Here is a 23,446-nt window from a genome sequence, read left to right on the forward strand (position 1 = left end):
GTCCTTCCTCCACCAGACCTTCGCCACGCACACCATGGGACATCCCGCCAACACCCCGCCCGCCGCCGAACCGATCGGCCTGAAGGTCAACGGCAGCGTCGTGCGCGTGGCGGCGCCGCCGGCGACCTCGCTGCTGCTGGTGTTGCGCAACGATCTGGCGCTGAATGGACCGAAGTACGGCTGCGGCCTGGGCGAGTGCGGCGCCTGCACGGTGCTGATCGACGGCGTGGCGGCACGGTCCTGTGTGATTCCGGTGAAGGCGGCGCAAGGGCGCGAGGTCACCACGCTCGAAGGGCTGGGCACGCGCGAGCGGCCCGGGCCGACGCAGCGCGCCTTTATCGAATGCCAGGCGGCCCAGTGCGGCTATTGCCTGAACGGCATGATCATGACGGTCGAGGCGCTGCTGCGCCGCGACCCGGCGCCGTCCGAGCAGGCGCTGCGCAGCGAGCTGCATCACAACCTGTGCCGCTGCGGCACGCATGTCGAGATCATGCAGGCGGCGCTGCGCGCGGTGCAATTGCGGGCCGAGGCCGCGCCGCGCGGGGCCGAAGGGGCGGGCGCATGAGCGCGCTGCTGCCCGGGGGCCCGGTGGGCGCCATCGCGCCGCCGTCCGATCTGCTGCATGGACTGACCCTGCGCCCGCCCGTGGCCCGCTGGGACGGCGCGCGCTATCGCGGCAGCGCGCTCGACAGCGTGAACCTGGGGGAAGCGCGAGCCCAGGCGGGCGTGGTGGCCGTGGTGCGGCGGGAGCACTTTGTCGGCGTGGTGGCGGTGACGCCGGCGCATGCGCGGCAGGCGCTGGCCTGCATGGCGCCCGTGTGGCGCGGCGATGGTCCGCCCGCGCGCGAGGAGACCGCCGCCCCTTTGGAAGAGAATTCGGACGGCCATCGCGAATATCTATGGCGATCCGCTGAAACCGCTTCCGGCGCGCGCGTCGCGGCGTGGTGCCTGGACGGCCGCCTGACGCTGTGGCTGCCGCCGCCGGCGGCCGCCTCGCAGGCCTGGCTGCGGCGCGAGCTGGCGGCGCTGATGGACTGTTCCGGGCACGCGGTGCGGCTGGCCGACTGGCCGCAGGGCGCGGCCGAAGCCGGCCTGCCGCCGCACGCGCTCGATCTGCTGGACGCCGCCGCCGACGCCGCGCTGCTGTCCGAGGCGGTGGGGCGGCCCGTGTGCGTGGCCTGCCGGCCAGCGGCCGCGGCCACCCTGGCGTTGCGCGAAGCGGATCTGGCGGCGGGCCCGGCGCTGCGTTCGCGCCACCCCTGGGCCGTGCGCCCCAGCCTGGCTCGCCTGCTGGCGCGGCCCGGTCACGCCCAGGCCTGCGGCCAGGCCACGGTGCGGGGCGACAGCCGGGTGCTGGCGCCGGCGGCATCGCGGGATCTGCCGCATGCCAGTGTCGATGAATTGAACGCGGCCCAGGTGTTCGCCGGCGAAAGCCTGTGGCACGAGCGGGCGCTGGCGGCGGGCGAGGATCCGGTGGACTGGCGGCTGCGGCACATGGCCGATGATCGCGGCCGCGAACTGGCGCGCCAGGTAGTGGAACAGGCGCAGGCGGCCACGGCGCGGGACGCTACGTCGGCCGCCGACGGCCTGCTGCGCGGCACCGGCCTGGCCACGGCGCAGGTCCGCTGCGAGGCCGAGGATGGTTCAGCGCAAATGGTCTGGAGCGCCTGGGTGGCCGACGTGGCGATCCAGCCCGCCACCGGGCGCATCGAGGTGACGCGCGTCGTCGCCGGCCACGACAGCCAGGACCTGCGCGCGGCGCAAGGCGCGACCACGCGCCTGGCCATCACGCGCCAGCAACCCGAGCGGCTGGCCGATGCCCGCCGCCTCATTGCCGGCCCGGCGGCGTTCGACGATTGGCGCGGCGCCGAACCGATGCCGCTGACCGCGGGCTCGGACGCGGTCGCCATCGCGGCGCCGGACGTGCCCGGCCCGTTGCGTGAAGGGCGTCTGGACGTGGATGGCGTGCTGACGCTGCCCGCCGCCGCCGCCATCGCCAACGCCATCCAGGACGCCACCGGCGTGCGCCTGCGGCAGGCGCCGTTCGACGCCGGCCAGTTGCGCCTGGCGCTGGCGGACCGGCGCGCGGCCGGCGGGAAGGGCGCATTGCGCCGGGGCTGGGGCTGGCTGGCGGCCGGCGCGGCCGGACTGGCGGCCATGGCCACCGCGTTGTGGCCGCTGAAGCCGGCGCTGCCGCTGACGGCCGGGCCCGACGCTTCTTTGTATTCGGCGCAGGCAATCGAGCGCGGCCGGCTGGTGGCGGCGGCCGGCGACTGCGTGGCCTGCCACACCGCGCCGGGCGGCGCGCGCAACGCCGGCGGCCTGGCGCTGGAGACGCCGTTCGGCGTCATCTATTCCACCAATATCACCCCGGATGCGCAGACCGGCATCGGCCGCTGGTCATACGCGGCCTTCGAACGCGCCATGCGCCAGGGCATCCACCAGGACGGCCGCCAGCTGTATCCGGCGTTTCCGTACACGGCCTATGCCAAGCTCAGCGACGCCGACCTGCAGGCGCTGTACGGCTACCTGATGTCGCAGCCGCCTGTGGCCGCGACGCCGCCGCGCACCGAGCTGGGCTTTCCGTTCAACCTGCGGCCGCTGCTGGCCGGCTGGAACCTGCTGTTCCACGATCCCAAGCCATTCACGCCGGATCCCTCGCAGGACGCCGAATGGAATCGCGGCGCGTATCTGGTGGAAGGCGTGGGCCATTGCGCCGCCTGCCATTCGCCGCGCAACGCGCTGGGCGCGGAGAAGGGGGGACTGGCCTACCTGGCCGGCGGCCAGGCCGAGGGCTGGAACGCGCCGGCGCTGAACCAGCTCGCCACGGGCCAGCGGGCCTGGTCGGGCGAGGAGCTGTTCCAGTACCTGCGCACCGGCTATTCGCCGCGCCATGGCGTGGCCGCGGGCCCCATGGCGCCCGTGATCCATGGGCTGGCCGAACTGCCAGCCAGCGACCTGAAGGCCATCGTCACCTATCTGCTGGCGGTGCCGGGACGGACGTCGTCGGCGGCGCGCGCGACGGCCACGGCTACTGCCACGGCTACTGCCACGGCCACGACCACGGCTACGTCCACGGCTATGTCCACGGCCACGGCAAGCGCCGCCACGTCGGCCAGCGTCGTTGCCGCCCAGGCGGCCACGACCGCAACTGCCGCCGCCATCACCGCGGTCCCCGCCCCCGCCGCCGTCAGCGAGGCCATCACGCTGCGCCGCGCCAGCGGCGAACGCATCTACCAGAACGCCTGCGCCGTCTGCCATGAAGCCGGCAGCGGGCCGACCTTGTTCGGGGTCAAACCCCTGCTGGGCCAGAACACCAATCTGCACGCCGCATCGCCGGACAACCTGATCCAGGTGATCCTCCACGGCATCCAGGCCCCGGCCGACGATGCCCTGGGCTACATGCCGGCGTTCGGCAACAGCCTGGACGACAGGCAGATCGGCGATTTGATCGACTATTTGCGCGCGCGGTTCGCGCCGGAGGAAGAGGCTTGGCCAGTTGACACGACGACCATAGGCAAGCTGCGCCAGCACGCGCAGCCGCAGTAAGGGGAAGACGGGGCGGCGGTTCGCGATCCATGGCGGATCCGGCCGCGCCTCGCGACACAACATCGCGCGCATCGGTTTTCCATCGACGCCTGCCCGGCGCCGAGGGGCGTTGCTGCATCCCGCATCCGTGGGGGCGGCCACGTGCCGGACCGGGGCCGACGCCCGTATCGGGCGCGGACCCCGCGCGCGACACACAAAGGGAATCACGCATATGTCAGCTTCATTCATCACGGTGGAACAAGGCATCAAGACCGCCGGCGTCGGCAAGTTCCAGTACCGGCTGTTCATGATCTTCGGCCTGGTCTGGCTGGCCGACGCCATGCAGGTGCTGTCGATCGGCTTCAGCGCGCCTTCGATCGCCCGCACCTTCGGCATCCCGGTGCCCGAAGCCCTGCAGACCGGCACCGCGTTCTTCGTCGGCATGCTGATCGGCGCCTTCGCGTTTGGCCGGCTGGCCGACCGCATCGGCCGCCGCCCGGTGCTGATGATGGCAGTGGTCATCGACGCCTGCGCCGGCGTGGCCTCGGCCTTCGCGCCGGACTTCGCCTGGCTGCTGTTGCTGCGCTTCGTCACTGGCATCGGTGTCGGCGGCACGCTGCCGGTGGACTACACCATGATGGCCGAGTTCCTGCCGAGCGAGCGCCGCGGCCGCTGGCTGGTGCTGCTGGAGTCGTTCTGGGCCCTGGGCACCATCTGCCTGGCGCTGCTGGCCCTGGCCGCGCTGTCGTGGGGCGACGATGCCTGGCGCGTGATCTTCTTCGTCACCGGTCTGCCGGCGTTGATCGGCGTGGTGCTGCGCTTCTACATCCCCGAGTCGCCGATGTACCTGAACCGCAACGGCAAGTCGGGACAGGCGCGCAAGGTGCTCGAACGCGTGGCCCGTGTCAACGGACGTCCGACCGACATCCCCGAGCTCAAGCCGGAACTGCATGAGCGCAAGCCGCTGTCGGCGCTGTTCTCGAACGCGCTGCGCCGCCGCAGCATCGCGCTGTGCCTGGCCTGGGCGCTGATTTCCATCGCCTACTACGGCGTGTTCGTCTACCTGCCGATCAAGCTCAGCAGCCAGGGCTTCGCCTTCATGCGCGGCCAGGAATTCCTGGTGCTGCTGGCGCTGGTGCAGTTGCCGGGCTTCGCGCTGTCGGCCTATGGGGTGGAACGCTGGGGCCGCAAGCCGACGCTGGTGGGCTTCCTGATCCTGAGCGCGGTGGGCTGCATGTTGTACAGCCTGGGCACCTCCAGCTTCCTGGTGATCGGCTCGACGCTGCTCATGAGCTTCGCGCTGCTGGGCACCTGGGGCGCGCTGTACGCCTTCACGCCCGAGGTCTATCCGACCGACCTGCGCGCCAGCGGCATGGGCCTGGCGGGCGCGGTGGCGCGCTTTGGCGGCCTGTTCGCGCCGGCCATCATCGCGCCCATCATGGCCACCCACTTCACGCTGGCGCTGGCGGTGCTGGCGGCGATGCTGCTGGCCGCGGCCCTGTCGATCCGGGCGGTCGATGTCGAGTCGCGCAACCGCGCGCTGGACTGATTCACCCGGGGAGGGCAAGGCTTATCCGGGCGGACGCGCGCCGCCCGGATGTCGGTTGTGCATACGCCGACTTTCCCTATGCCGGCTTTCCCTATGCCGGCTGTCCCTATCTGTACCGGTTGCCTCTATGCCGGCCGCACGGATGCCGGAAGCCGGCTTGCCCCTCGTCCATGCGCCGACCGCCGGCAGGCCTCATTCGCCGGCGTCGCCGTCGATCATCTTGCGCAGCAGGAACTCCAGCGCCACGCGCTCGGCGGGATTGAGCGTGCCGTAGGTGCTTTCGGTGATCTGCAGGGCAAAGGGCTCCATCTTGCGCACCAGCTCCTGGCCCACCGGGGTCAGGTTGATCACCACCTTGCGGCGGTCGTGCGGGTCGTGGTCGACCCGCACCAGCTCGCGCTGCTTGAGCCGGTCGACCACGCCGCGCACCGTGGCCTGGTCGATGACCGTGGCCTTGACGATATCCGCCAGCGAACTGCCCTGGTTGTCGCGCACCGAGCACAGCACGACGAACTGCGCCGCGGTCAGCTGCGAGTCGGGGATGTACTGCTGGAACAGGGCGGTATGCCGTTGGTACACGCGCCGCAGCAGGTGCCCAATCTGGTCGGAGAACAAATAGCTGTCCTTGTCGGGGGCGGACTTGTTTTTCACATTTCGCATAAGCCTATCCGAAGCCATACCCTGGGTACGATGATCTATCTCAATGGGATGTCCGGAAGTTTACGGGGCTTGCCGCCTTTGTGCCGACAGGGATCGGGTTTTTCGCAGCGCCGCGGGGCTGTCGCCCGATCAACGGGCCGCGGCCTCGCGGGCGCCGCCGCGCCAGCGGTTCACCAGCACCAGCAACGCGGTGGCCAGCAGCAGCACGGTGGCGGTGGCGATGACCGCCGCGTAGCCCGCGTCGAACGCGTCGCGGGCCAGCCGCGCCAGCGCGGCGCCTGCGTCGCTGGACAGGCCCTCGGCCACCACCAGCGCTTCGTCCAGGCTGTCGCGCGCCGCACCCGCCCCGGCTGCCGGCAGGCCGGCGGGCACGTCAAGCGTGTGCGCGTAGACGCCCGACAGGATCGAGCCCATCAGCGTCACGCCCAGCGCGCCGCCCAGTTCGTACGACACTTCCTCGATCGACGCGGCCATGCCGGCGCGCTCGGGCGTGGCGCTCTGCATGATGGTGCTGGACGCGGCCGTCATGGTGGCGCCGATGCCCACGCCCAGCGCGCACAGGCTGGCGATCTGCGCCGCCAGCGCGCCGTCGTAGCTGAACAGGTAGCCGCCCATGCCCAGGCCGGACACCAGCAGCGAGACGAACAGCAGGCGCGCGCTGCCCACCTTCGGCAGCAGCCAGCCGGCCAGCGGGCCGGCGATGAACGCGGCCAGCGGCAGCGGCAGGATGTAGAGCGCGGCCTGGATCGGCGACATGCCCAGCACCAGTTGCAGGCGCTGGCTGAACACCAGCTCCATGCCGAGCAGCGCCGCCGCCGCGAATAGCGCCGAGGCCACCGCCGAACTGAAACTGCGGTTGCGGAAGATGGCGAAGTCGATCAGCGGATGGGGCCGCGCGCGCTGGCGCCGGGCGAAGATGAACAGCATCGCGGCGCCGCCGGCGCAGGCCAGCGCGGCGTCCAGCCAGGACGGCTGGGCGCGGCCCAGCTCCTTGAGCGCATAGGCGGTCAGGATCAGGCCGACCATCACCTGCAGCGAGCCGACCAGGTCCCAGGGGCGCTGGCGGTCCGGCTGGCCGGCCGGGATGTAGCGGCGCGCCAGCGGCAGCGCCAGCAGCACGATCGGCAGGTTGATCAGGAACACCGAGCCCCACCAGAAATGTTCCAGCAGGATGCCGCCGATGACCGGACCGAGCGCCGCGCCGCCCGAGGCCACCGAGGCCCAGACGCCGATGGCGATGGCGCGCTCGCGCTCGTCGGCGAAGGTCAGGCGCAGGATCGACAGCGTGGCCGGCATCATCATGGCCGCGCCCACCGCCAGCAGCGCGCGCGCCGCGATCAGCGCCGCCGGGTTGGGTGAATAGGCCGCCGCCAGCGAGGCCGCGCCGAACACGGCCAGGCCCATCATGAACAGGCGCTTGTGGCCCAGCCGGTCGCCCAGCGTGCCCATGCCCAGCAGCAGGCCGGACACCACCAGCGCATAGATGTTGACGATCCAGAGCTTGGACGAGGCCGTCACGCCCAGCTCGTGCGTGAGCCGAGGCAGGGCGGTGTACAGCACGGTCATGTCGACCACGATCAGCAATAGGGCGCTGGACACGATGGCCAGCACCAGCCAGCGGCCCGGCGCGGCGACAGCGGGGGAAAGATTGCGCTGCGTCATGCATTTACTCCTCTAACGCCGGACATTTTCGATCTATGAAGCATGGATAAGAAGTTGGAATCCATCTATAAAATAGATGTATCGGTGGCGGCTCCGTCGCCCCGTGCGGCCGGCAACCGTTTTGAAGGCTTGCCTGGCCACGACTGGAGACAACCATGCACTGGACCCTGGAACAACTGCGGCACTTCGTGGCGGCGGCGGACGCCGGCTCGTTTTCGGCGGCGGCGCGCCAGGTGGGCCGGGCGCAATCAGCCGTCAGCACCTCGCTGGGATTGCTGGAAGCGGACCTGGGGGTGGAATTATTCGACCGCTCGCGCCGCAATGCCACGCTGACCCGGGCCGGTGAAGTGCTGTTGCAGGAGGCGCGCGAACTGTTGCGCCAGGCGGCGGGACTGGAGCAGCGCGCGCTGTCATTTGCGGCCGGGCAGGACGCGCACCTCAGCCTGGCGCTGGACGAGGCCTTGCCCGATCGCGTGCTGGGCGCGCTGGTGAAGGAGGTCTCGGCGCGCTTTCCCGCGCTGGAACTGACCCAGCTGAACGGCACGGCCACCGAAGTGGCGGACTATGTCTCGCAGGGGCGCGCCAGTGTGGCGTTCCATTACGATCGCGGCGATCCGGGCGCGGCCTTCGCCCATCGCTACCTGGGCGACGTGGGCCAGGGCATCTTCGTGGCGCGCGACCATCCGCTGGCCGCGTTGCCCGAAGTCACGCGCAACGACCTGGCGCGCCATCGTCAACTGGTGATGCGGATGGAGGGGGTGGAGGATGTGGTGATGAGTCCGTCGGCGTGGCGTTCAGACAGTTTCTACAGCATCGCCGCCATGGCCGTGGATGGCTTGGGCTGGGCCATTCTGCCGCTGAACATCGCCGAGTACGAGGGCTACCGCGAGGACCTGGCCAATGTGCCGTGCGTCGGCCTGTCGCTGCCGCCGTTGTCGGTGCGCACGCTCTGGCTGCAGGGCCGGACGCCGACGGCCACCGAGCGCTGGATCCAGGATCGCATGGAGCAACTGCTGCATCCGGCGGCCTGAGCGGGCCGGGCGGCCGGGCGACCGGCGCTGGCCGCCTGCGGAAGGCGACCGCGGCGGCGGCCCGAGACCGGACGTGTCAGGCCTTCTTGCGATACACCAGCACCGGCGTGGTGGAGTGCGCCAGCACCTTCTGCGTCTGGCTGCCCAGCACCACGGCGGCCATGCCGCGCCGGCCGTGCGAGGCCATGGCGATCAGGTCGCAATGGCGTTCGCGGGCGGTGTCGATGATGGCCTGGTAGGGATCCTCGTGGGTGGCGCGCAGCGTTTCGCAGGGCACGCCGGCCTCGCGCGCCTGGCTGGCGGCGGCGCTCAAGAGGCGTTCGGCCTGGGCGCGGATCTGGTCCTGGTAGTCGCTCAGGCTGTGGGCCACTTGCGCCGCGCCCATGGCGAAGACGTGGAAGGGTTCCTCGACGGTGAGGATGGTGGCCTTGGCGCCCAGCGACTTGGCCAGATCAAGGCTTTCGACCAGCGCTTCCGAGGACAATTGCGAGCCGTCCGTGGGAATGAGAATGTGCTTGTACATGGTGTCTCCCGTGTTTGTGCAGCGGCCGTCGCGACTTGCGACGGTTACGTAACACTGTATCGGCCGGGAGAGGGCGGCGACTTGAGCGGGATCAAACCTTGCGCAGGGTCAAACCGCCCCGCGCGGCCCCGCGTCAGCTCAACAGCGCCGCGACCAGGTCGCCGCCCGCGCGGTCGCTTTCGCTGAAATCGAGCGCCGTCTGCACGTGTTCCAGGTGCTCGTCCATCAGCGCGCAGGCGCGGTCGACGTCGCCGGCGCGGGCCGCTTCGATGAAGGCGTGATGCTCGCGCGATGAGCAACTGGCGTCGTGCGAGCTCTGGTACAGCACGGTGATCACGGCGCTGCGCGCCGACAGCTCGCGCAGCATGCCGGTCAGCACCGAATTGCCGACGGCCTCGGCCAGCAGGATGTGGAAGTCGCCCAGCAGGCGGTTGCGGGCCTGCACGTCGCCGCTTTCGACCGCGGCGCGCTCCTGGGCCAGGTGGGCGTCGATGCGGCGGTAGTCGGCCGCCGTGGCGCGGGTGACGAACTCGCGCGCCAGCGCGGCCTCGAGGATGCGGCGCACCGCGTAGACCTCGCGCGCCTCGTTGGCGTCGGGCTTGCTGACGAAGGCGCCCTTGTCGGGCACGATGTTGATCAGCTTGTCCTTGGACAGCATCAGCAGGGCCGCGCGAATCTTGGTGCGGCTGACCTTGTAGACGCGCGCCAGCGCCTCTTCGCGCAGGCGGGTGCCGGGCGGCAACCGGTGCGCCACGATGGCGGCGGCGATGGCCTTGGCGATATCGTCGGCGCTGGGATCGGCGGAAACTTCCTGGGTCATGAAGCGCGGGGCGGAAAGACTGTATGGGCAGCCAGTCTATCAAAATCCCGGGCTGGCAACATTTATTGCATACGAAAATTGTTGGCGGGCCCTTGAGCCTGCACGGGCATTTGTGCCGGATTCCGCATAATCGCCTCGAAAAGCATGATCAATCGCACGAAGATCTTGGCGTATCCTGCTTGCCATCCCGATTCAGGGTCGGTACCTGCACATGCGGTCGCCGGCCGGCGATCATCCGCGTTCATCTGGAATTCCCCATGCCCACTGGCCTTTCGTCCGCGTTGCAGCGCTTTCCCCGTCATGCCTTGCTCGACGGCCCCACCCCGATCCAGCGCCTGGCCGGGCTGGAGGCGGCCCTGGGGGCCGCAAGCAACGGCGTGCGCCTGTACGTCAAGCGCGACGACCACATGTCGCTGGGCGGCGGCGGCAACAAGCTGCGCAAGCTGGAGTTCCTGCTGGGCGAGGCGCGCGCGCAGGGCGCCGATACCGTGGTGACGGTCGGCGGCCTGCAATCGAACCATGCGCGCCTGACGGCGGCGGCCGCGGCCCGCGCGGGCATGGCCTGCGAGCTGGTGCTGGGCCGGGTGGTGCCGCGCGACGACGTCGATTACGAGGAAAACGGCAACATGCTGCTGAACCGCCTGTTCGGGGCGACGGTGCATGCGCTGCCGGTGGGCGCCGATGCCATGGCGGCGGCGCTGGAGCGGGTGCGCGCGCTGGAGCTGGCCGGGCGCCGCGTCTACCTGGCGCCGCTGGGCGGGTCGACGCCCGTCGGCGCGCTCGGTTACGCCGCCTGCGCGTTGGAGATCCTGGCGCAGTCGCGTGAATTGGGCGTGGATTTCGCCCGCATCGTGGTGGCCAACGGCAGCGCCGGCACCCATGCCGGCCTGGCGGCCGGGGTGGTCGCGGCGGGCCTGCCCGCCAGCCGCGTGCAGTCCTTCACCACGCTGGCCGACGCGGAGGTCGCGCATGCCAAGACCGTCGACCTGACCGCCGCCACGCTGGCGCTGCTGGCGCAGGGCCAGGCGGACGACGTTGCGGCGCCGGCGCCCAACGACATCCTGGTCGATGGCAGCCAGCGCGGCCTGGCCTATGGCGTGCCCACGCCTGCCATGCTGGAGGCGGTCGGCCTGCTGGCGCGAAGCGAAGGGCTGGTGCTCGATCCGGTGTATTCCGGCAAGGCCTTCGCCGGCCTCCTGGCCGACGTGCGCGCCGGCCGCCACGCGCCGGGCAGCGACGTGCTGTTCGTGATGACCGGCGGCGCGCCCGGCCTGTACGCCTACAAGTCCGCGTTCCAATGAAAAAACGGGCCGGCCGCCGCGAGGCGACCGGCCCGTCCAGGACGGAGCCTGGGGGCGGTGTCAGTCCTTGGCCATCAGCCCCAGGTACTCGATCAGCCCCTTTTCCTTGACGTAGGTCGCCTGGGCCCAGGCCTTGTAGTCGGCGCTGTCGCGGTAGGCGGGTTCCTGGTTCAGCTGCTTCATGACCTCGATGCTGGCCGGGTCGAACAGCGCCTTCTTGAAGGCATCATGCAGCGTCTTGACCACCGCCGGGTCCATGCCCTTGGGGCCGGCCAGGCCGTAGGGCGAGGTCGATACGACCTTGTAGCCCAGCTCCTGCGCGGTCGGCACGTCGGGCCAGCGGGTGGTGCGCTTTTCGCCGAACGTCACCAGCAGCCGCATCTTGCCCGAATCGACGAACTGGTCCCAGCCGGTGGCGTCGCTTTGCGCCATCACGTGGCCGCCCAACAGCGCCTGCTGCATGTCGGCGTTGCCCTTGTAGGGCACGTGGTTCAGCTTGACCTTGGCGTTGATGGCCACTTCCTCGATCAGCAGGTGCGGCGACGAGCCCACGCCGGTCGAGCCGTAGTCGATGGTGCCCGGATGCTGGCGCGCGGCCTCGATGTACTCGTTGAAGGTCTTGTAGGGCGAGTCGGCGCGCACCGTGAAGCCGAAGGTGTAGCCGGACAGGCCGATGATGAAGGTGAAGTCGTTGATCGGGTCCCACGAGGTCTTCTGCATGTACGGCATGCGCAGCATGGCCAGCGTGTACAGCGCGACGGTGTAGCCGTCGGGCTTGGCGGTGCGCGACATGGTCGCGGTGCCCAGCGTGCCGCCCGCGCCCGGGCGGTTCTCGACGATGACGGGCTGGCCCAGGTACTTGGACGCGTCCTGCGCCACGATGCGCAGGTGGCGGTCGGTGGAGCCGCCGGCCGGGAACGGCACGATCAGCGTGATGGGCTTGGTGGGAAAGGCGTTTTGCGCCGACGCCGCGGGCGCCAGCGTGCCGCCGGCCAGCGCCAGCAGCAGGGCGCCGAGGCAGGCGCGGCGCAGGGGTTGGTGGGCCATGGGGCTTGTCTCCGATGTGATTATGGTTTTGTGTGTCGTGGCTGTGTTGCGAGGCGCCGGTCAGCCGCGCAGGGCGACCTTGACCGGCAGTCGTTGCAGCGCCTCGCGCAACTGCTCCTTCAGCGGCGCGGGGGTGGCGGCGTCGGCTTCTACGGCGACGTCGGGCTGCGCGTCGGACAGCACGCGCAGGAGGGGACTATCCGGCGGCAGGCCGGCCTGTTCGAGGACGCGCTCGACCACGGCGCGCGCCGAGACCGCCGTCGCCAGGCGGCGCAGGTCGGGCTTGTAGATCTTGCCGACGTTGGTCATGGGCATCTGCTCGAGCACGATCACGCGCTTGGGCCGCGCCGGCGCCTCGTCGACGTGGGCGGCGGCGTAGGCGACCAGCTCGGCCTCGGAGACCTCGGCATCGTCGGCCAGGGTCACGAAGGCGATCGGCAGTTCGCCCGCGTACGGATCGGGCGCGCCCACCGCGGCGCAGATACGCACCGCCGGGTGCGAGGCCAGCGCATCCTCGATGGTCTTGGGATCGATGTTGTGGCCGCCGCGGATGATCAGGTCCTTGGCGCGGCCCTGCAGGTGCAGGCGGCCCTCGCTGTCCAGGTAGCCGACATCCCCGCTGATGAGCCAGCCGTCCTCGGTGAAGGCGCGCGCCGTGTCCTCGGGGTCGAGAAAGCCGGGGATCACGTTGGGCGACTTGAACAGCAGCATGCCGGCCTGCCCGGGCGGCAGGTCGCGCGCCGGCTGGCCGGCGGGCGCGTCCAGGCCGACCACGCGCACCTGCACATAGGGCAGCGGAAAGCCCACGCAGTTGACCGGAAAGTGAGATCCGGGCGGTGTGATCGAGGTGATGCCGGCCATTTCCGTCATGCCGAGGCTTTCGTTCACGTGCAGGCCGAACAGGCGCTCGAAGCGCGCCGCCAGCTCCGCCGGCAACGGCGCGGCGCCGGTGCGGCAGTAGCGCAGCGACGAGATGTCGGCGCCGTCCAGCGGGATCTCGGCCAGCGCCGCCAGGATGGTGGGCACGCCCTGCAGCGAGGTGGCGCGGTGGCGCTCGACCAGCCGCCAGTAGTTGCGCAGCACCTCGCGGTTGCGCAGCAGCAGCGTGGTCGGGATCACGGTCTGCACGCCGGCCGACAGCGCCGCCAGCGAGGCCGGCAAAACGCCCGCCACGTGGAACAGCGGATAGCCGTTGATGACCACGTCGCCGGGTCCCGCGCCCTGCAACTGCACCGCCGCCCAGGCCGTGAAGACCTGGTTGGCGTGGGTGTGGATGGCCAGCTTGGGCGCGCCCGTGGTGCCGCCGGTGTGGAAGTAGGCGGCCACGTCGTCGGCGCGGATCACGCGGCCGCTGACCAGCCGATCCGACGGCTGGTCAGCGCGCGCGCTGTTGAAGTCGAGCGCGAAGTCGGGCAGCGCCGGGCGTTGCGACGGCGGCTCGTCGTGCGGCGCGACGCGCAGCAGCGTGCGCAGCGTCGGCACCCGCTCGCGCAGGCGCAGGGCCTTGGACCAGGACTCGCATTCGGTGTCCGAGCCGTAGGCGATCAGCACCTTGGCGCCGGCGGTGGTCAGCAGCGAGGCCAGCTTGTCGTCGGTCAGCAGCGGGTTGAGCGGTTGCACGATGCCGGCGGCCTCGCCGCCCCACAGCGCCAGATGGTATTCGAGGCAGCCGGGCAACAGCACGCCGACGGCGTCCGTCGGGCCCAGCCCCAGGCTGTGCAGCAGGTTGGCGGTCTGGTGGATGCCGGCCAGCAGGTCGTTGTAGCGCCAACTGATGGCCGGCTCGTCCGGATCGGCGCTGCGCAGGAAGGTCAGGGCCAGGCGATCGCCGAAGGCGGCGGCCGAGTTGCGGAAGATCTCGTAGGTGCTTTGCACCGTCAGCGTCTCGGCCAGCGGCCGCGCCGCCAGCCGGCGCACGTCGTCGATGGTGCGTACCGGGAACGGCGCGGCGAAGGGCTGGCCCAGGGGCGCGGCGTTGGGTGCATCGATGGGTGAGTCGATGGGTCGGTCTGTAGGGGCCTGCGTCATGATGCCGTCCTCGCCGCTTACGCCCGCCCCAGCGCGATGTAGCGCCGCAGGTGATGGTCCTCGTCGCCCAGCTGGTGGTCGATCATGACCAGCCGCTTGGCGTAGTGCGCCAGCGGCAGCTCCCAGGTCATGCCGATGCCGCCGTGCAGTTGGATGCTTTCCTCGGCCACCAGCGTGCCGATGCGGCCGATGGTGTACTTGGCGGCCGACAGCGCGCGTTCGCGCGTGGCGCGGTCGGGGTGGTCGAGCGCGGCGGCGGCGTTGATGACCGCCGAGCGCGCCTGCTCGATCTCCAGCAGCACGTCGGCCATGCGGTGCTGCAGCGCCTGGAAGCTGCCGATCGGCACGCCGAACTGGCGCCGCGTGCGCAGGTATTCCAGGGTCGCGTCGCGGGCGCAGTCCATCGCGCCCACGGCCTCGGCGCACAGCGCCAGGATGCCGCGGCCGGTGGCGTGTTCCAGCAGCGCATGGCCGGCGCCGGCCTCGCCCAGCAGGCTGTCGGCGCCCAGCGCCACGTTCTCGAACGTGAGTTCCGCGGCGCGGCCGCCGTCGATCAGGTCGTAGCCGCGCGCCGTCACGCCCGGGGTGCCGGCGCTGACCAGGAACAGGCTGATGCCGGATTCGTCGTCCTCGGCGCCGCCGGTGCGCGCCGACACCAGGAACAGGTCGGCATGCTCGCCCCCCGTCACCACGGCCTTGGCGCCATTCAGCGCCCAGCCGTCGCCGCTGAGCTCGGCGCGGGTGCGCACGTCGTTCAGGGCGTAGCCGGAGGTGGGCTCGGCCGCGGCCAGCGCGGCGGTGATGCCGCCCGCGATCAGGCCGTCCAGCGCCTCGCGCTGCGCCGGGCTGCCGGCGCGGGCGATGGCGCTGCCGACCATCAACGCATCCAGGAAGGGTTCCAGCACCAGGCCGCGGCCCAGCGCCTCGAACACCACGCTGATGTCGAAGCCCGCGCCGCCCAGGCCGCCGTGCTCCTCGGCGAACAGCGCGCCGATGGCGCCCAGTTCGGCATACCGGCGCCAGAATTCGGGGTTGTAGCCTTGCGCCATTTTTGCGTGGCGTTCGCGCGTGGCGAAGTCGTATTGTTCGGCGACAAAGCGGCGCAGCATGTCGGAAAGCATGCGCCGGTCTTCGGTGTGTTCAAAGTTCATGGCCGGCCTTTACAGTCCCAGGATCATCTTGGAGATGATGTTTTTCTGGATTTCGTTGGAGCCGCCGAAGATCGACAGCTTGCGGTTGTTGAAGTACTGCGCCGCGGCGCTGTCGGCGCCTTCCGGGCCGATGGGCGCGGCGTCGTAGTCGTCGTGCAGGGCCTCGGCCACGAACGGGCGGGCGTAGGGCCCCATGGCGCGGCGGTTCAGCGCGGTGATCTCCTGGCGGATCTGGGTGCCGCGGATCTTCAGCATCGAGCTTTCGGCGCCGGGCGCGCCGCCGCCGGCCACCGCCGCCACCACGCGCAGGTTGGTGGTGCGCATGTTGGCCAGTTCGATTTCGACCCGCGCCAGGCGCGCGGCGAAGTCGGGATCCTCGGCCAGCGGGCGGCCGTTCTTCTTCTGGCTGGCGGCCACCGCCTTCAGGCGTTCCAGCGCGGCGGTCGACTGGCCGACGCCGGCGATGTTGGTGCGCTCATAGGTCAGCAGGTACTTGGCGCAGGTCCAGCCGCGGTTTTCCTCACCCACCAGGTTCTCGACCGGCACCCGCACGTCCGAGAAGAACACCTCGTTGACTTCATGCTCGCCGTCCAGCGTGATGATGGGGCGCACCTGCACGCCCGGGCTGGCCATGTCGATCAGCAGGAAGCTGATGCCTTCCTGGCGCCGGCCCTCGCTGGAGGTGCGCACCAGGCAGAAGATCATGTTGGCGTACTGGCCCAGCGTGGTCCAGGTCTTCTGGCCGTTGACGACGTAGTGGTCGCCGTCGCGCACGGCGGTGGTCTTGACCGAGGCCAGGTCCGAGCCGGCGCCGGGTTCGGAGTAGCCCTGGCACCACCAGTCCGAGCCGTCCAGGATGCGCGGCAGCCAGTGGCGCTTCTGCGCCTCGTTGCCGTACTTGATCAGCACCGGCCCCAGCATGCTCAGGCCGAACGGCACGATGCGCGGCGCGCCGGCCAGCGCGCACTCGTTGTCGAAGATGAACTTCTGCGTGGCGCTCCAGCCGGTGCCGCCGTATTCCACCGGCCAGTGGCTGGCCAGCCAGCCCTGGCGGTTGAGGATGGCGTGCCATTCGACCATGTCGGCGCGCGCCAGCAGCTTGCCCTGCGTGACCTTGGCCGACAGGCGCGGCGGCAGGTTGGCGGCCAGGAAGGCGCGGACCTCGTCGCGGAAGGCGTTTTCTTCGGGGGTGAATTCCAGATCCATCGGGCGATTCCTCAGTAGATTTCGAACAGGCCGGCCGCGCCCATGCCGCCGCCCACGCACATGGTGACGACGGCGTAGCGCGCGCCGCGGCGGCGGCCTTCCAGCAGCACGTGGCCGGCCAGGCGGGCGCCGGTGACGCCGAACGGGTGGCCCAGCGCGATCGAGCCGCCGTTCACGTTCAGCCGCTCCATCGGGATGCCCAGGCGTTCCTGGCAGTACAGCGCCTGCGAGGCGAAGGCTTCGTTCAGTTCCCACAGATCGATGTCGTCGACCTTCAGGCCGTGGCGCGCCAGCAGCTTGGGCACGGCGTAGACCGGGCCGATGCCCATTTCATCGGGTTCGCAGCCGGCGATCGCCAGGCCGCGGAACGCGCCCAGCGGGCGGATGCCGGCGCGTTGCGCCTCGGCCGCTTCCATCAGCACGCAGGCGGCGGCGCCGTCCGACAGCTGCGAGGCGTTGCCGGCGGTCACGAACTGGTCCGGGCCGCGCACCGGCGCCAGCTTGGCCAGCGCCTCGTAGGTGGTGCCCGGGCGGTTGCAGGTGTCGTGGTCCACCGTGACCTCGCGTTCCGACACGGCGCCGGTGGCGCGGTCGGTGACGGCCATGGTGGTGGTGACGGGGATGATCTCCTCGCGGTAGCGGCCGGCGGCCTGGGCGGCCTCGGTGCGCGCCTGGCTCTGCGCGGCGAAGCGGTCCTGCGCCTCGCGGCTGATGCCGTAGCGCGCGGCGACGATGTCGGCGGTCTCGATCATGGGCAGGTACAGCTCGGGCTTGTTGGCCACGATCCACGGGTCCATGCCGCTGACGCCGTCGTCGCGGGTGCGGATCTGCGACACCAGCTCGACGCCGCCGGCGAGCATGGCGGGCGCGCCGTCCATGACGATGCGCGCCGCGGCCGAGGCGATGGCCTGCAGGCCCGAGGCGCAATAGCGGTTGACGGTGGCGCCGCCGACGCTGACCGGCAGGCCGGCGCGGATCACCGCCTGGCGGCCGATGTTGCGGCCGGTGGCGCCCTCGGGGTAGCCGCAGCCGATGAAGGCGTCCTCGATCAGGGCGGGGTCGATGCCGCTGCGTTCGACCGCGGCGCGCACCGCGTGGGCGGCCAGGGTCGGCCCGGCGATCAGGTTGAATTCGCCACGTTGCGCCTTGGTGATGGGCGTGCGGGCGGTGGAGACGATGACGGCTTCGCGCATGTCGGTTTCCGTTGGGTGAGTGGGGTCAGGCGGCCTGGTTCAGGCTGGCGAAATCGCGGCCGGATTCGGCCAGTTCCACCAGCAGCGGCGACGGCTTCCAGAACGCGGGGTCTTCCTTGGCAAAGGCGCGGATGTCGGCCAGCACGTTGGCCAGCCCGACGCGGTCGGCGTAATGCATCGGCCCGCCGCGATAACGCGGAAAGCCGTAGCCCGACAGGAACACCACGTCGATGTCCGAGGGCCGCAGCGCGATGCCCTGGTGCAGCACGTTGGCGGCCTCGTTGATCATGGCCGCCAGGTAGCGGCGCTGGATGTCCTCGGCGCTGAACGGACGGGGCGTCACGCCCGCGCGCTGGCGCTCGGCGTCGATGATCGCCAGCACTTCCGGATCAGGAGTGCCCTGGCGGGCGCCATCCGGATACAGGTAGAAGCCGCGGCCGGTCTTCTGTCCGAACCAGCCGCGCTCGCACAGGCGGTCGGGGATCTGCACGTAGCGCAGCGCCGGGTCGCGGGTGGCGGCGCGGCGCTTGCGCGTGGCCCAGCCGATGTCGCCGCCGGCCAGGTCCACCATCTGGTACGGACCCATGGGATAGCCGAAGTCGCGCACCGCCGCGTCGATCTCGTAGGGCGAGGCGCCGTCCTCCATCATCATGTCGGCCGCCTGGCGGTGCACCGCCAGGATGCGGTTGCCGATGAAGCCGTCGCAGACGCCGGCGCGCACCGGGATCTTGCGCAGGCGGCGCGCCAGCTCGAAGCCGGTGGCGACGGTGTCGGCGGCGGTCTGGCGGCCCACCACCACCTCCAGCAGCTTCATGATGTTGGCGGGCGAAAAGAAGTGCAGGCCCAGCACATCGGCGGGGCCGCGCGTGGCCTGGGCGATGCGGTCCACGTCCAGGTAAGAGGTATTGGTGGCCAGCACCGCGCCCGGCTTGGCGACGCGGTCAAGCTGCGCGAACACGGCCCGCTTGACATCCATGTCCTCGAACACGGCCTCGACGATCAGGTCGGCTTCGCCCAGCGCGGCATAGTCGGTGGCGCCGGTGAAGCGCGCCAGCCGGGCGGCGCGCTCGTCGGCGCTCATGCGGCCCTTGCCGACCAGCAGGTCGTAGACGTGTTCGACGCGCTGGCGGCCGCGCGCCAGCGCGGCCTCGTCCTGTTCCACCATGACCACCGGCAGGCCGGCGTCCAGCACCGCCACGGCGATGCCCGCGCCCATGGTGCCGCCCCCGATCACGCCGACGCTGTCGAGCCGGCGCGGCTTGGCCTGCTTCAATTCAGGGATCTTGGCGGTCTCGCGTTCGGCGAAAAAGGCGTGGATCAGGCCGGCGCGCTGCGGGCTGTCCAGGCATTGCAGGAACAGCGCGCGCTCGGCGCGCAGGCCCTCGTCGAAAGGTTGTTCGACGGCGGCGCGCACGGCGTCCAGGATCTTCGCGGGCGAGAACAGGCCGCGTGTGCTGGCGGCGATGCGCTGGCCGGCGGCGTCGATCGCGGCCAGCGAGGCGGCCTTGTCGGCCAGCGCCTGGCCGTCGCGGCTGCGGCGCGGCTTGGCGCCCTGCGCCAGCAGGCGCCGGGTGTAGTCCAGGCCGGCGGCCAGGGGGTCGGCGCCGCTGGCCAGTTCATCGGCCAGCCCGGCCGCGACGGCGGCCTGCGCCGTCATCGGCTTGCCCGACAGCATCAGGTCCAAGGCCGCGGCCGCGCCGATCAGGCGCGGCGTGCGCTGCGTGCCGCCGGCGCCGGGCAGCAGCCCCAGCGTCACTTCGGGCAGGCCCAGCTTGGCGTTCGGCAAGGCCACGCGGTAATGCGCCGCCAGCGCCACTTCCAGGCCGCCGCCCAGCGCGGCGCCGTGCAGCGCGGCCACCACCGGCTTGGCGCAGGCCTCGATCTGGTTGCACACGTCGGGCAGGGCGGGCGGACGCGGCGGCTTGCCGAATTCGCGGATGTCGGCGCCGGCGATGAAGTTGTTGCCGGCGCCGGTGAGCAGCACGGCCCGCACCTGCGGGTCGCCGCCGGCCTGGTCGATGGCGCGCGCCAGGCCCGCGCGCACCTCGGCGCTCAGGGCATTGACGGGGGGATGATCGATGGTGACGACGAGAACGTCGCCGTCGCGGCGCGTGTGAACGGCGCCGGCGGGTGCGCTGGCTGTCATGGGACAGTGTCTCCGGTAGGGTCACCGCCCGCGCCGGCCCTGGCCGGCACGGCGGCATCGCAGAGCGGGGCTCTGGCGAGGCCGGCGCGCCCGGGGCGGACGCGGCGCAGTCGCGGCGCCTGGCGGGCCAGGAACGGCCCGTCTTGTATCCGTCTATTCTTTCCCAGCAAAGAAGTCTTGACAATGGCATCCATAATTGACATTGACGATAAAAAAAATTGACAATCGGCTGCGGGCGCCGCGTTGCAATGAAGGAATGCCGGCCCCTCGGGAGATTCGACATGGATACGAAGGCGTTGACACTGCTGGTGGAGATCGTGGACGCGGGCAACCTGAGCGAGGCGGCGCGCCGCCTGAAGATGACGCGGGCCAATGTCAGCTACCACCTGACCCAGCTGGAACGCGCCGTCGGCATGCAGCTGCTGCGGCGCACGACGCGCCACGTCGAGCCCACCGAGATCGGCCTGAAGCTGTACCAGCACGGCCGCAGCATCCAGGACGAACTGGCGGCCGCGCGCGAAGCGGTCGAATCCCTGGGTAAGACGCCGCAGGGCAAGGTGCGGCTGAGCGTGCCCAGCGGCTACGGCCAGTTCGTGATGACGCCGTGGCTGCTGGAATTCAAGCGCGCCTACCCCGACATCGTGCTGGACGTGCTGTTCGAGAACAGCGTCGACGACCTGTTGCGCGACGAGGTCGACATCGCCGTGCGCATCATGTCCGAACCGCCGCACAATCTGGTGGCGCGCGAACTGGGCCAGGTGCGCTACGTGGCCTGCGCTTCGCCCGCCTTCGTGCGCGAGCGCGGTCTGCCGGACAAGCCGGCCGACCTGGCGCGCCTGCCCGTCATCAGCGCCGCCGTCATCGGCCGGCCGCTGCGGCTGTCGGCGTATTACGGCGGCCAGCCGCGCCAGCACGTGGTGCTGGAACCCACCATCATCTCGCGCAACTACGCTTTCCTGCGCGACGCCATGCTGGCCGGGCTGGGCATCGGCGTGGTGCCGGACTACGTGGTGCACGACGACATCGCGCGCGGCGATTTGATCGCCGCCTTGCCGCATTGGCGGCTGAGCATCTTCGGCCGCGCGATGTACATGCTGTACATGCCCAACCGCCACCACCCGCGCGCCATCGCGATGATGATCGAGTTCATCCAGCAGCGCGCCCAGGCCGCGCACGAAGGACGGCCCGGACTGCTGGGCGCGGCCTAGGACCGGCTTTCGGCGGCGCCCGCCGGGGCCGCTGTCGTCGGGCGAGTTCCCCATCCCTGTGATCGGCATGCGCTCTGCGCGGATACGGCGCGTGGCGGACGACCTGAAGGGCTTTTTCCAGGCCATGATGCGGGCCGACGCCATCCCGCGCGCGCTCGGCCCGGGCTACGCGCCGATCCCGGCCGCTTTCGAACCGTGGTGACGCCCGCCCGGCGCGAAACGCGGGCAGCAAGGCGAATCCGGCGCCACGGGACCGGGCAACCGCGCGGAAGTTTGACAAAAAGAAACATAATGATAAAAATGCCGACCATTCCCGCGCCGGCTGGCGCCGGGAGTCCCCGGCCGCGGCCAGGGCGGCCTTGACCGCCTCTTGCCCATCGCGCCTGGCGTAGGCGTTGTTCCGATCCATTGCGGGCCTTTTCTTGCGGAGCAAGTATGGCTTTCGTGTTCATGCGCCGGATATGGTCCGGCCTGCGGCGTCCGGACGGCGCCGCGTTGCGGTGGGGCATGTTGGGACTGGCGGCGATGTTGGCGGGGTGCGCGGGCAGCGAGCCGCGCATCGGCGACGCCTACACGGTGCACACCCCGATCTACGCCGACAACCGCATCTTCTATCTCAAGCCCGGCGACGATGAGCGCGCGCGCGTGCTGGAGCAGGCCGGCGCGCCGGCCTCTTCCGACGCGGAACGGCAACTGGCGGTGCCCGCCAACGCGCCGCTCTCGATCATGATGCGGTCGGTCGAGATCCCGGCGCTGAAGGACGCGGCCGGCGTCAAGACCGCCGGCATCGACGGCCCGGCGGACTACGCGGTCATCCTCGACATCGCCGCCAGGGACGACGGCAGCAACCAGTCCATCGTGGTCTGGTACCAGCGCGGCGTGCAGCCCGATCAATCCCTGAACTTCTCCAATCTGCTGGTGTATTACGTGCAGCGCTGGGACGAGCGCGTGGCGCCATCGTTCCGGCTGCGCGTGATGGACGTCACCACCGAACGCAACGCCGAGACCCTGCGCGCGCTGCAACGGGCGCAGGGCGTGGCCAACGGCGCGGCCAGCCTGGCCAACAATCCGCTGGTCTCGCCGCTGGTGGGCGCGGCCTTCACCGCCGCCGAGCTGGTGCTGGCGAACCAGCGCAACCGCATGGTGCTGGACTACAGCGTGCAGCTGTATTCGCAGTCGGCGGTGAGCCAGTCGGCCGGCTCCAACCTCGGCCTGCTCAAGCAGGGCACCTATGTGGTGGTGGGGCGTCCGGTGGCCGGCACGCGCGCGTTCTGGGAAAAGGCGCTCACCTACAACACCCGCACCAACCAGGTGATGGACGGCGCCGCGCCGCTGAACGTGCCGACCGCGCTGGTGTCGGTGGGCACTTTCGAGAGCATCGTGCCCAAGTCGGTGCTGGAAAAGTCGGTGGCGCTGACGGCGCTGCTGAGCAAGGTCGGCGCCAGCGCCTCGGTCGAGCAGGTCAGCGACGCGCAGGGCCGGCTGCAGGCCGCGCTGACCGCCTACACGCTGGGCGAGCGGCTGGCGCGCTATCGCGACCAGAAGACGCTGGACGAGATTTCGACCAAGCTGGCCGACGATGATTTCTCCAAGTCCCTCGGCAGCGAGGAAGCCTTTCTGCTGCTGCGCGGCCTGAACGCCTGCTATCGGTTGCAGAAGCCGCTGGCGGATCTGGAGGAATTCCGCACCTATCACGACACGCCAGAGGGCCAGGCATGCGCGGCCAGATCCTAGCGCCGCGCGCCGGCGAGGGCGGCGGCTTCCTGCGCTGGTTGCCCCGGTTGTTGTTGCCGGCCCTGGCCGCGGTGCTGTTCGGCGGCTGTGCGTCGACCGCCGGACAGGCCCGGCTCACGGCGCCGGCGCCGGCCGGCATCGCGGATCCCGGACCGGTCACGGTGCCGGCTTCGTGGACGGCCGGCGCGGGGCCCGCCGCGACGCCGATGCCGCGGCTGTTCTCGCATCGACTGCTGGCGCCGCCGCTGCAACTGGTGCAGATCGCTTTCTCCGCCGAGACCCCGACCGTGCTGGCGGCCATGCAGCGGTTCGCCGCCGCCGCGCCGTCGGCGCTGGAGGCGCGCGGCCTGTTGCGGGCCCGGACCCTGATCGAGCCGGACTCCGGCTGGCTGACGCTGATCGCCCGCGCCCAAGGCGTGGACTGGGTGTTCGGCCTGCAGTTCAGCGCCGACGGCGGCGGGCTGCTGACGTTGCGGCTGCGCACCGCGGGCGCCGGCAATATCGACAATCCGCGCCCGCAGGAAATGGACGCGCGCATCGCCACGCTGGCGGCGGTGGCGCCGGGCCTGCTGGCCGATTGAACGCTGCCCGGCGGGCGCGCGTCTCTGGTATAAGGCCTGGAGTCGCCATCGGCCGCTGGGCCGATGGTCCGGACCTGA

18 protein-coding genes are annotated in these 23,446 nt (G+C 70.9%); 8 read left to right on the plus strand and 10 right to left on the minus strand.

Annotation, left to right across the window (positions count from 1 at the left end; translation table 11 throughout):
• Positions 1 to 34: 34 nt before the first annotated feature.
• The 3 genes from HV742_RS04180 (at position 35) to HV742_RS04190 (ending at position 5,077) form a co-directional block, all read left to right on the plus strand.
• Positions 35 to 565 (plus strand): (2Fe-2S)-binding protein, encoded by a 531-nt coding sequence (locus HV742_RS04180; RefSeq protein WP_175144549.1) that lies wholly within the window; start codon positions 35 to 37, stop codon positions 563 to 565.
• Positions 562 to 3,549, plus strand: a complete 2,988-nt coding sequence (locus HV742_RS04185) for a c-type cytochrome (RefSeq protein WP_175144550.1) — start codon at positions 562 to 564, stop codon at positions 3,547 to 3,549. Before HV742_RS04180 ends, HV742_RS04185 begins: the two co-directional genes overlap by 4 nt.
• 211 nt (positions 3,550 to 3,760) lie before the next feature.
• Complete coding sequence (locus HV742_RS04190; RefSeq protein WP_054415561.1) at positions 3,761 to 5,077, plus strand: MFS transporter; 1,317 nt, start codon at positions 3,761 to 3,763, stop codon at positions 5,075 to 5,077.
• Between the two features lie 192 nt (positions 5,078 to 5,269).
• On the opposite strand, the gene HV742_RS04195 is transcribed toward HV742_RS04190, so the two are convergent.
• Both HV742_RS04195 and HV742_RS04200 read right to left on the minus strand, forming a co-directional pair.
• Positions 5,270 to 5,737: a MarR family winged helix-turn-helix transcriptional regulator gene (locus HV742_RS04195; protein WP_054415559.1), complete on the minus strand. Its 468-nt coding sequence runs from the start codon at positions 5,735 to 5,737 to the stop codon at positions 5,270 to 5,272.
• Positions 5,738 to 5,866: 129 nt separating this feature from the next.
• Entirely contained in the window at positions 5,867 to 7,399 is a 1,533-nt protein-coding gene (locus HV742_RS04200) for an MFS transporter (RefSeq protein ID WP_175144551.1), read from the minus strand.
• A gap of 155 nt (positions 7,400 to 7,554) precedes the next feature.
• Here HV742_RS04200 and HV742_RS04205 point away from each other — a divergent pair, with 155 nt between their 5' ends.
• Positions 7,555 to 8,430: a LysR family transcriptional regulator gene (locus tag HV742_RS04205; protein ID WP_006385087.1), complete on the plus strand. Its 876-nt coding sequence runs from the start codon at positions 7,555 to 7,557 to the stop codon at positions 8,428 to 8,430.
• A 76-nt stretch (positions 8,431 to 8,506) separates the two neighbouring features.
• Here the strand turns inward: HV742_RS04205 and HV742_RS04210 are convergent, their stop codons facing one another.
• Positions 8,507 to 8,953 carry a universal stress protein gene (locus HV742_RS04210; RefSeq protein ID WP_054415551.1) on the minus strand — a complete coding sequence of 149 codons (447 nt, stop codon included), beginning with the start codon at positions 8,951 to 8,953 and terminating at the stop codon, positions 8,507 to 8,509.
• A gap of 133 nt (positions 8,954 to 9,086) precedes the next feature.
• A complete protein-coding gene (locus tag HV742_RS04215; protein WP_054415549.1) occupies positions 9,087 to 9,773 on the minus strand; it encodes a GntR family transcriptional regulator in 687 nt (228 codons plus the stop codon).
• A gap of 257 nt (positions 9,774 to 10,030) precedes the next feature.
• Here HV742_RS04215 and HV742_RS04220 point away from each other — a divergent pair, with 257 nt between their 5' ends.
• Positions 10,031 to 11,074: a D-cysteine desulfhydrase family protein gene (locus HV742_RS04220; RefSeq protein WP_175144552.1), complete on the plus strand. Its 1,044-nt coding sequence runs from the start codon at positions 10,031 to 10,033 to the stop codon at positions 11,072 to 11,074.
• Between the two features lie 60 nt (positions 11,075 to 11,134).
• Here the strand turns inward: HV742_RS04220 and HV742_RS04225 are convergent, their stop codons facing one another.
• From HV742_RS04225 to HV742_RS04250, 6 genes are read right to left on the minus strand one after another with little or no spacing between them, the layout of a single operon-like run.
• Positions 11,135 to 12,121 carry a tripartite tricarboxylate transporter substrate binding protein gene (locus HV742_RS04225; RefSeq protein ID WP_175144553.1) on the minus strand — a complete coding sequence of 329 codons (987 nt, stop codon included), beginning with the start codon at positions 12,119 to 12,121 and terminating at the stop codon, positions 11,135 to 11,137.
• Between the two features lie 60 nt (positions 12,122 to 12,181).
• Positions 12,182 to 14,149 carry an acyl-CoA synthetase gene (locus HV742_RS04230; protein ID WP_254600950.1) on the minus strand — a complete coding sequence of 656 codons (1,968 nt, stop codon included), beginning with the start codon at positions 14,147 to 14,149 and terminating at the stop codon, positions 12,182 to 12,184.
• A 17-nt stretch (positions 14,150 to 14,166) separates the two neighbouring features.
• A complete protein-coding gene (locus tag HV742_RS04235; RefSeq protein WP_175144554.1) occupies positions 14,167 to 15,300 on the minus strand; it encodes an acyl-CoA dehydrogenase family protein in 1,134 nt (377 codons plus the stop codon).
• Positions 15,301 to 15,309: 9 nt separating this feature from the next.
• The gene (locus tag HV742_RS04240; protein WP_175144555.1) at positions 15,310 to 16,506 is read right to left on the minus strand and encodes an acyl-CoA dehydrogenase family protein; all 1,197 of its coding nucleotides are present in this window, start codon (positions 16,504 to 16,506) and stop codon (positions 15,310 to 15,312) included.
• Positions 16,507 to 16,517: 11 nt separating this feature from the next.
• A complete protein-coding gene (locus tag HV742_RS04245; RefSeq protein WP_054415540.1) occupies positions 16,518 to 17,699 on the minus strand; it encodes an acetyl-CoA C-acyltransferase in 1,182 nt (393 codons plus the stop codon).
• Positions 17,700 to 17,724: 25 nt separating this feature from the next.
• Positions 17,725 to 19,845: a 3-hydroxyacyl-CoA dehydrogenase NAD-binding domain-containing protein gene (locus HV742_RS04250; RefSeq protein ID WP_175144556.1), complete on the minus strand. Its 2,121-nt coding sequence runs from the start codon at positions 19,843 to 19,845 to the stop codon at positions 17,725 to 17,727.
• 281 nt (positions 19,846 to 20,126) lie between these two features.
• Here HV742_RS04250 and HV742_RS04255 point away from each other — a divergent pair, with 281 nt between their 5' ends.
• From HV742_RS04255 to HV742_RS04265, 3 genes are all read left to right on the plus strand, one after another.
• The gene (locus HV742_RS04255; protein WP_100505295.1) at positions 20,127 to 21,053 is read left to right on the plus strand and encodes a LysR family transcriptional regulator; all 927 of its coding nucleotides are present in this window, start codon (positions 20,127 to 20,129) and stop codon (positions 21,051 to 21,053) included.
• A gap of 435 nt (positions 21,054 to 21,488) precedes the next feature.
• Entirely contained in the window at positions 21,489 to 22,787 is a 1,299-nt protein-coding gene (locus tag HV742_RS04260) for a hypothetical protein (protein WP_175144557.1), read from the plus strand.
• Entirely contained in the window at positions 22,769 to 23,368 is a 600-nt protein-coding gene (locus HV742_RS04265; RefSeq protein ID WP_175144558.1) for a hypothetical protein, read from the plus strand. Before HV742_RS04260 ends, HV742_RS04265 begins: the two co-directional genes overlap by 19 nt.
• Positions 23,369 to 23,446 lie beyond the last annotated feature (78 nt).

It is taken from the genome of Achromobacter ruhlandii (genome assembly GCF_902859695.1).
Lineage (GTDB): Bacteria > Pseudomonadota > Gammaproteobacteria > Burkholderiales > Burkholderiaceae_B > Achromobacter > Achromobacter ruhlandii.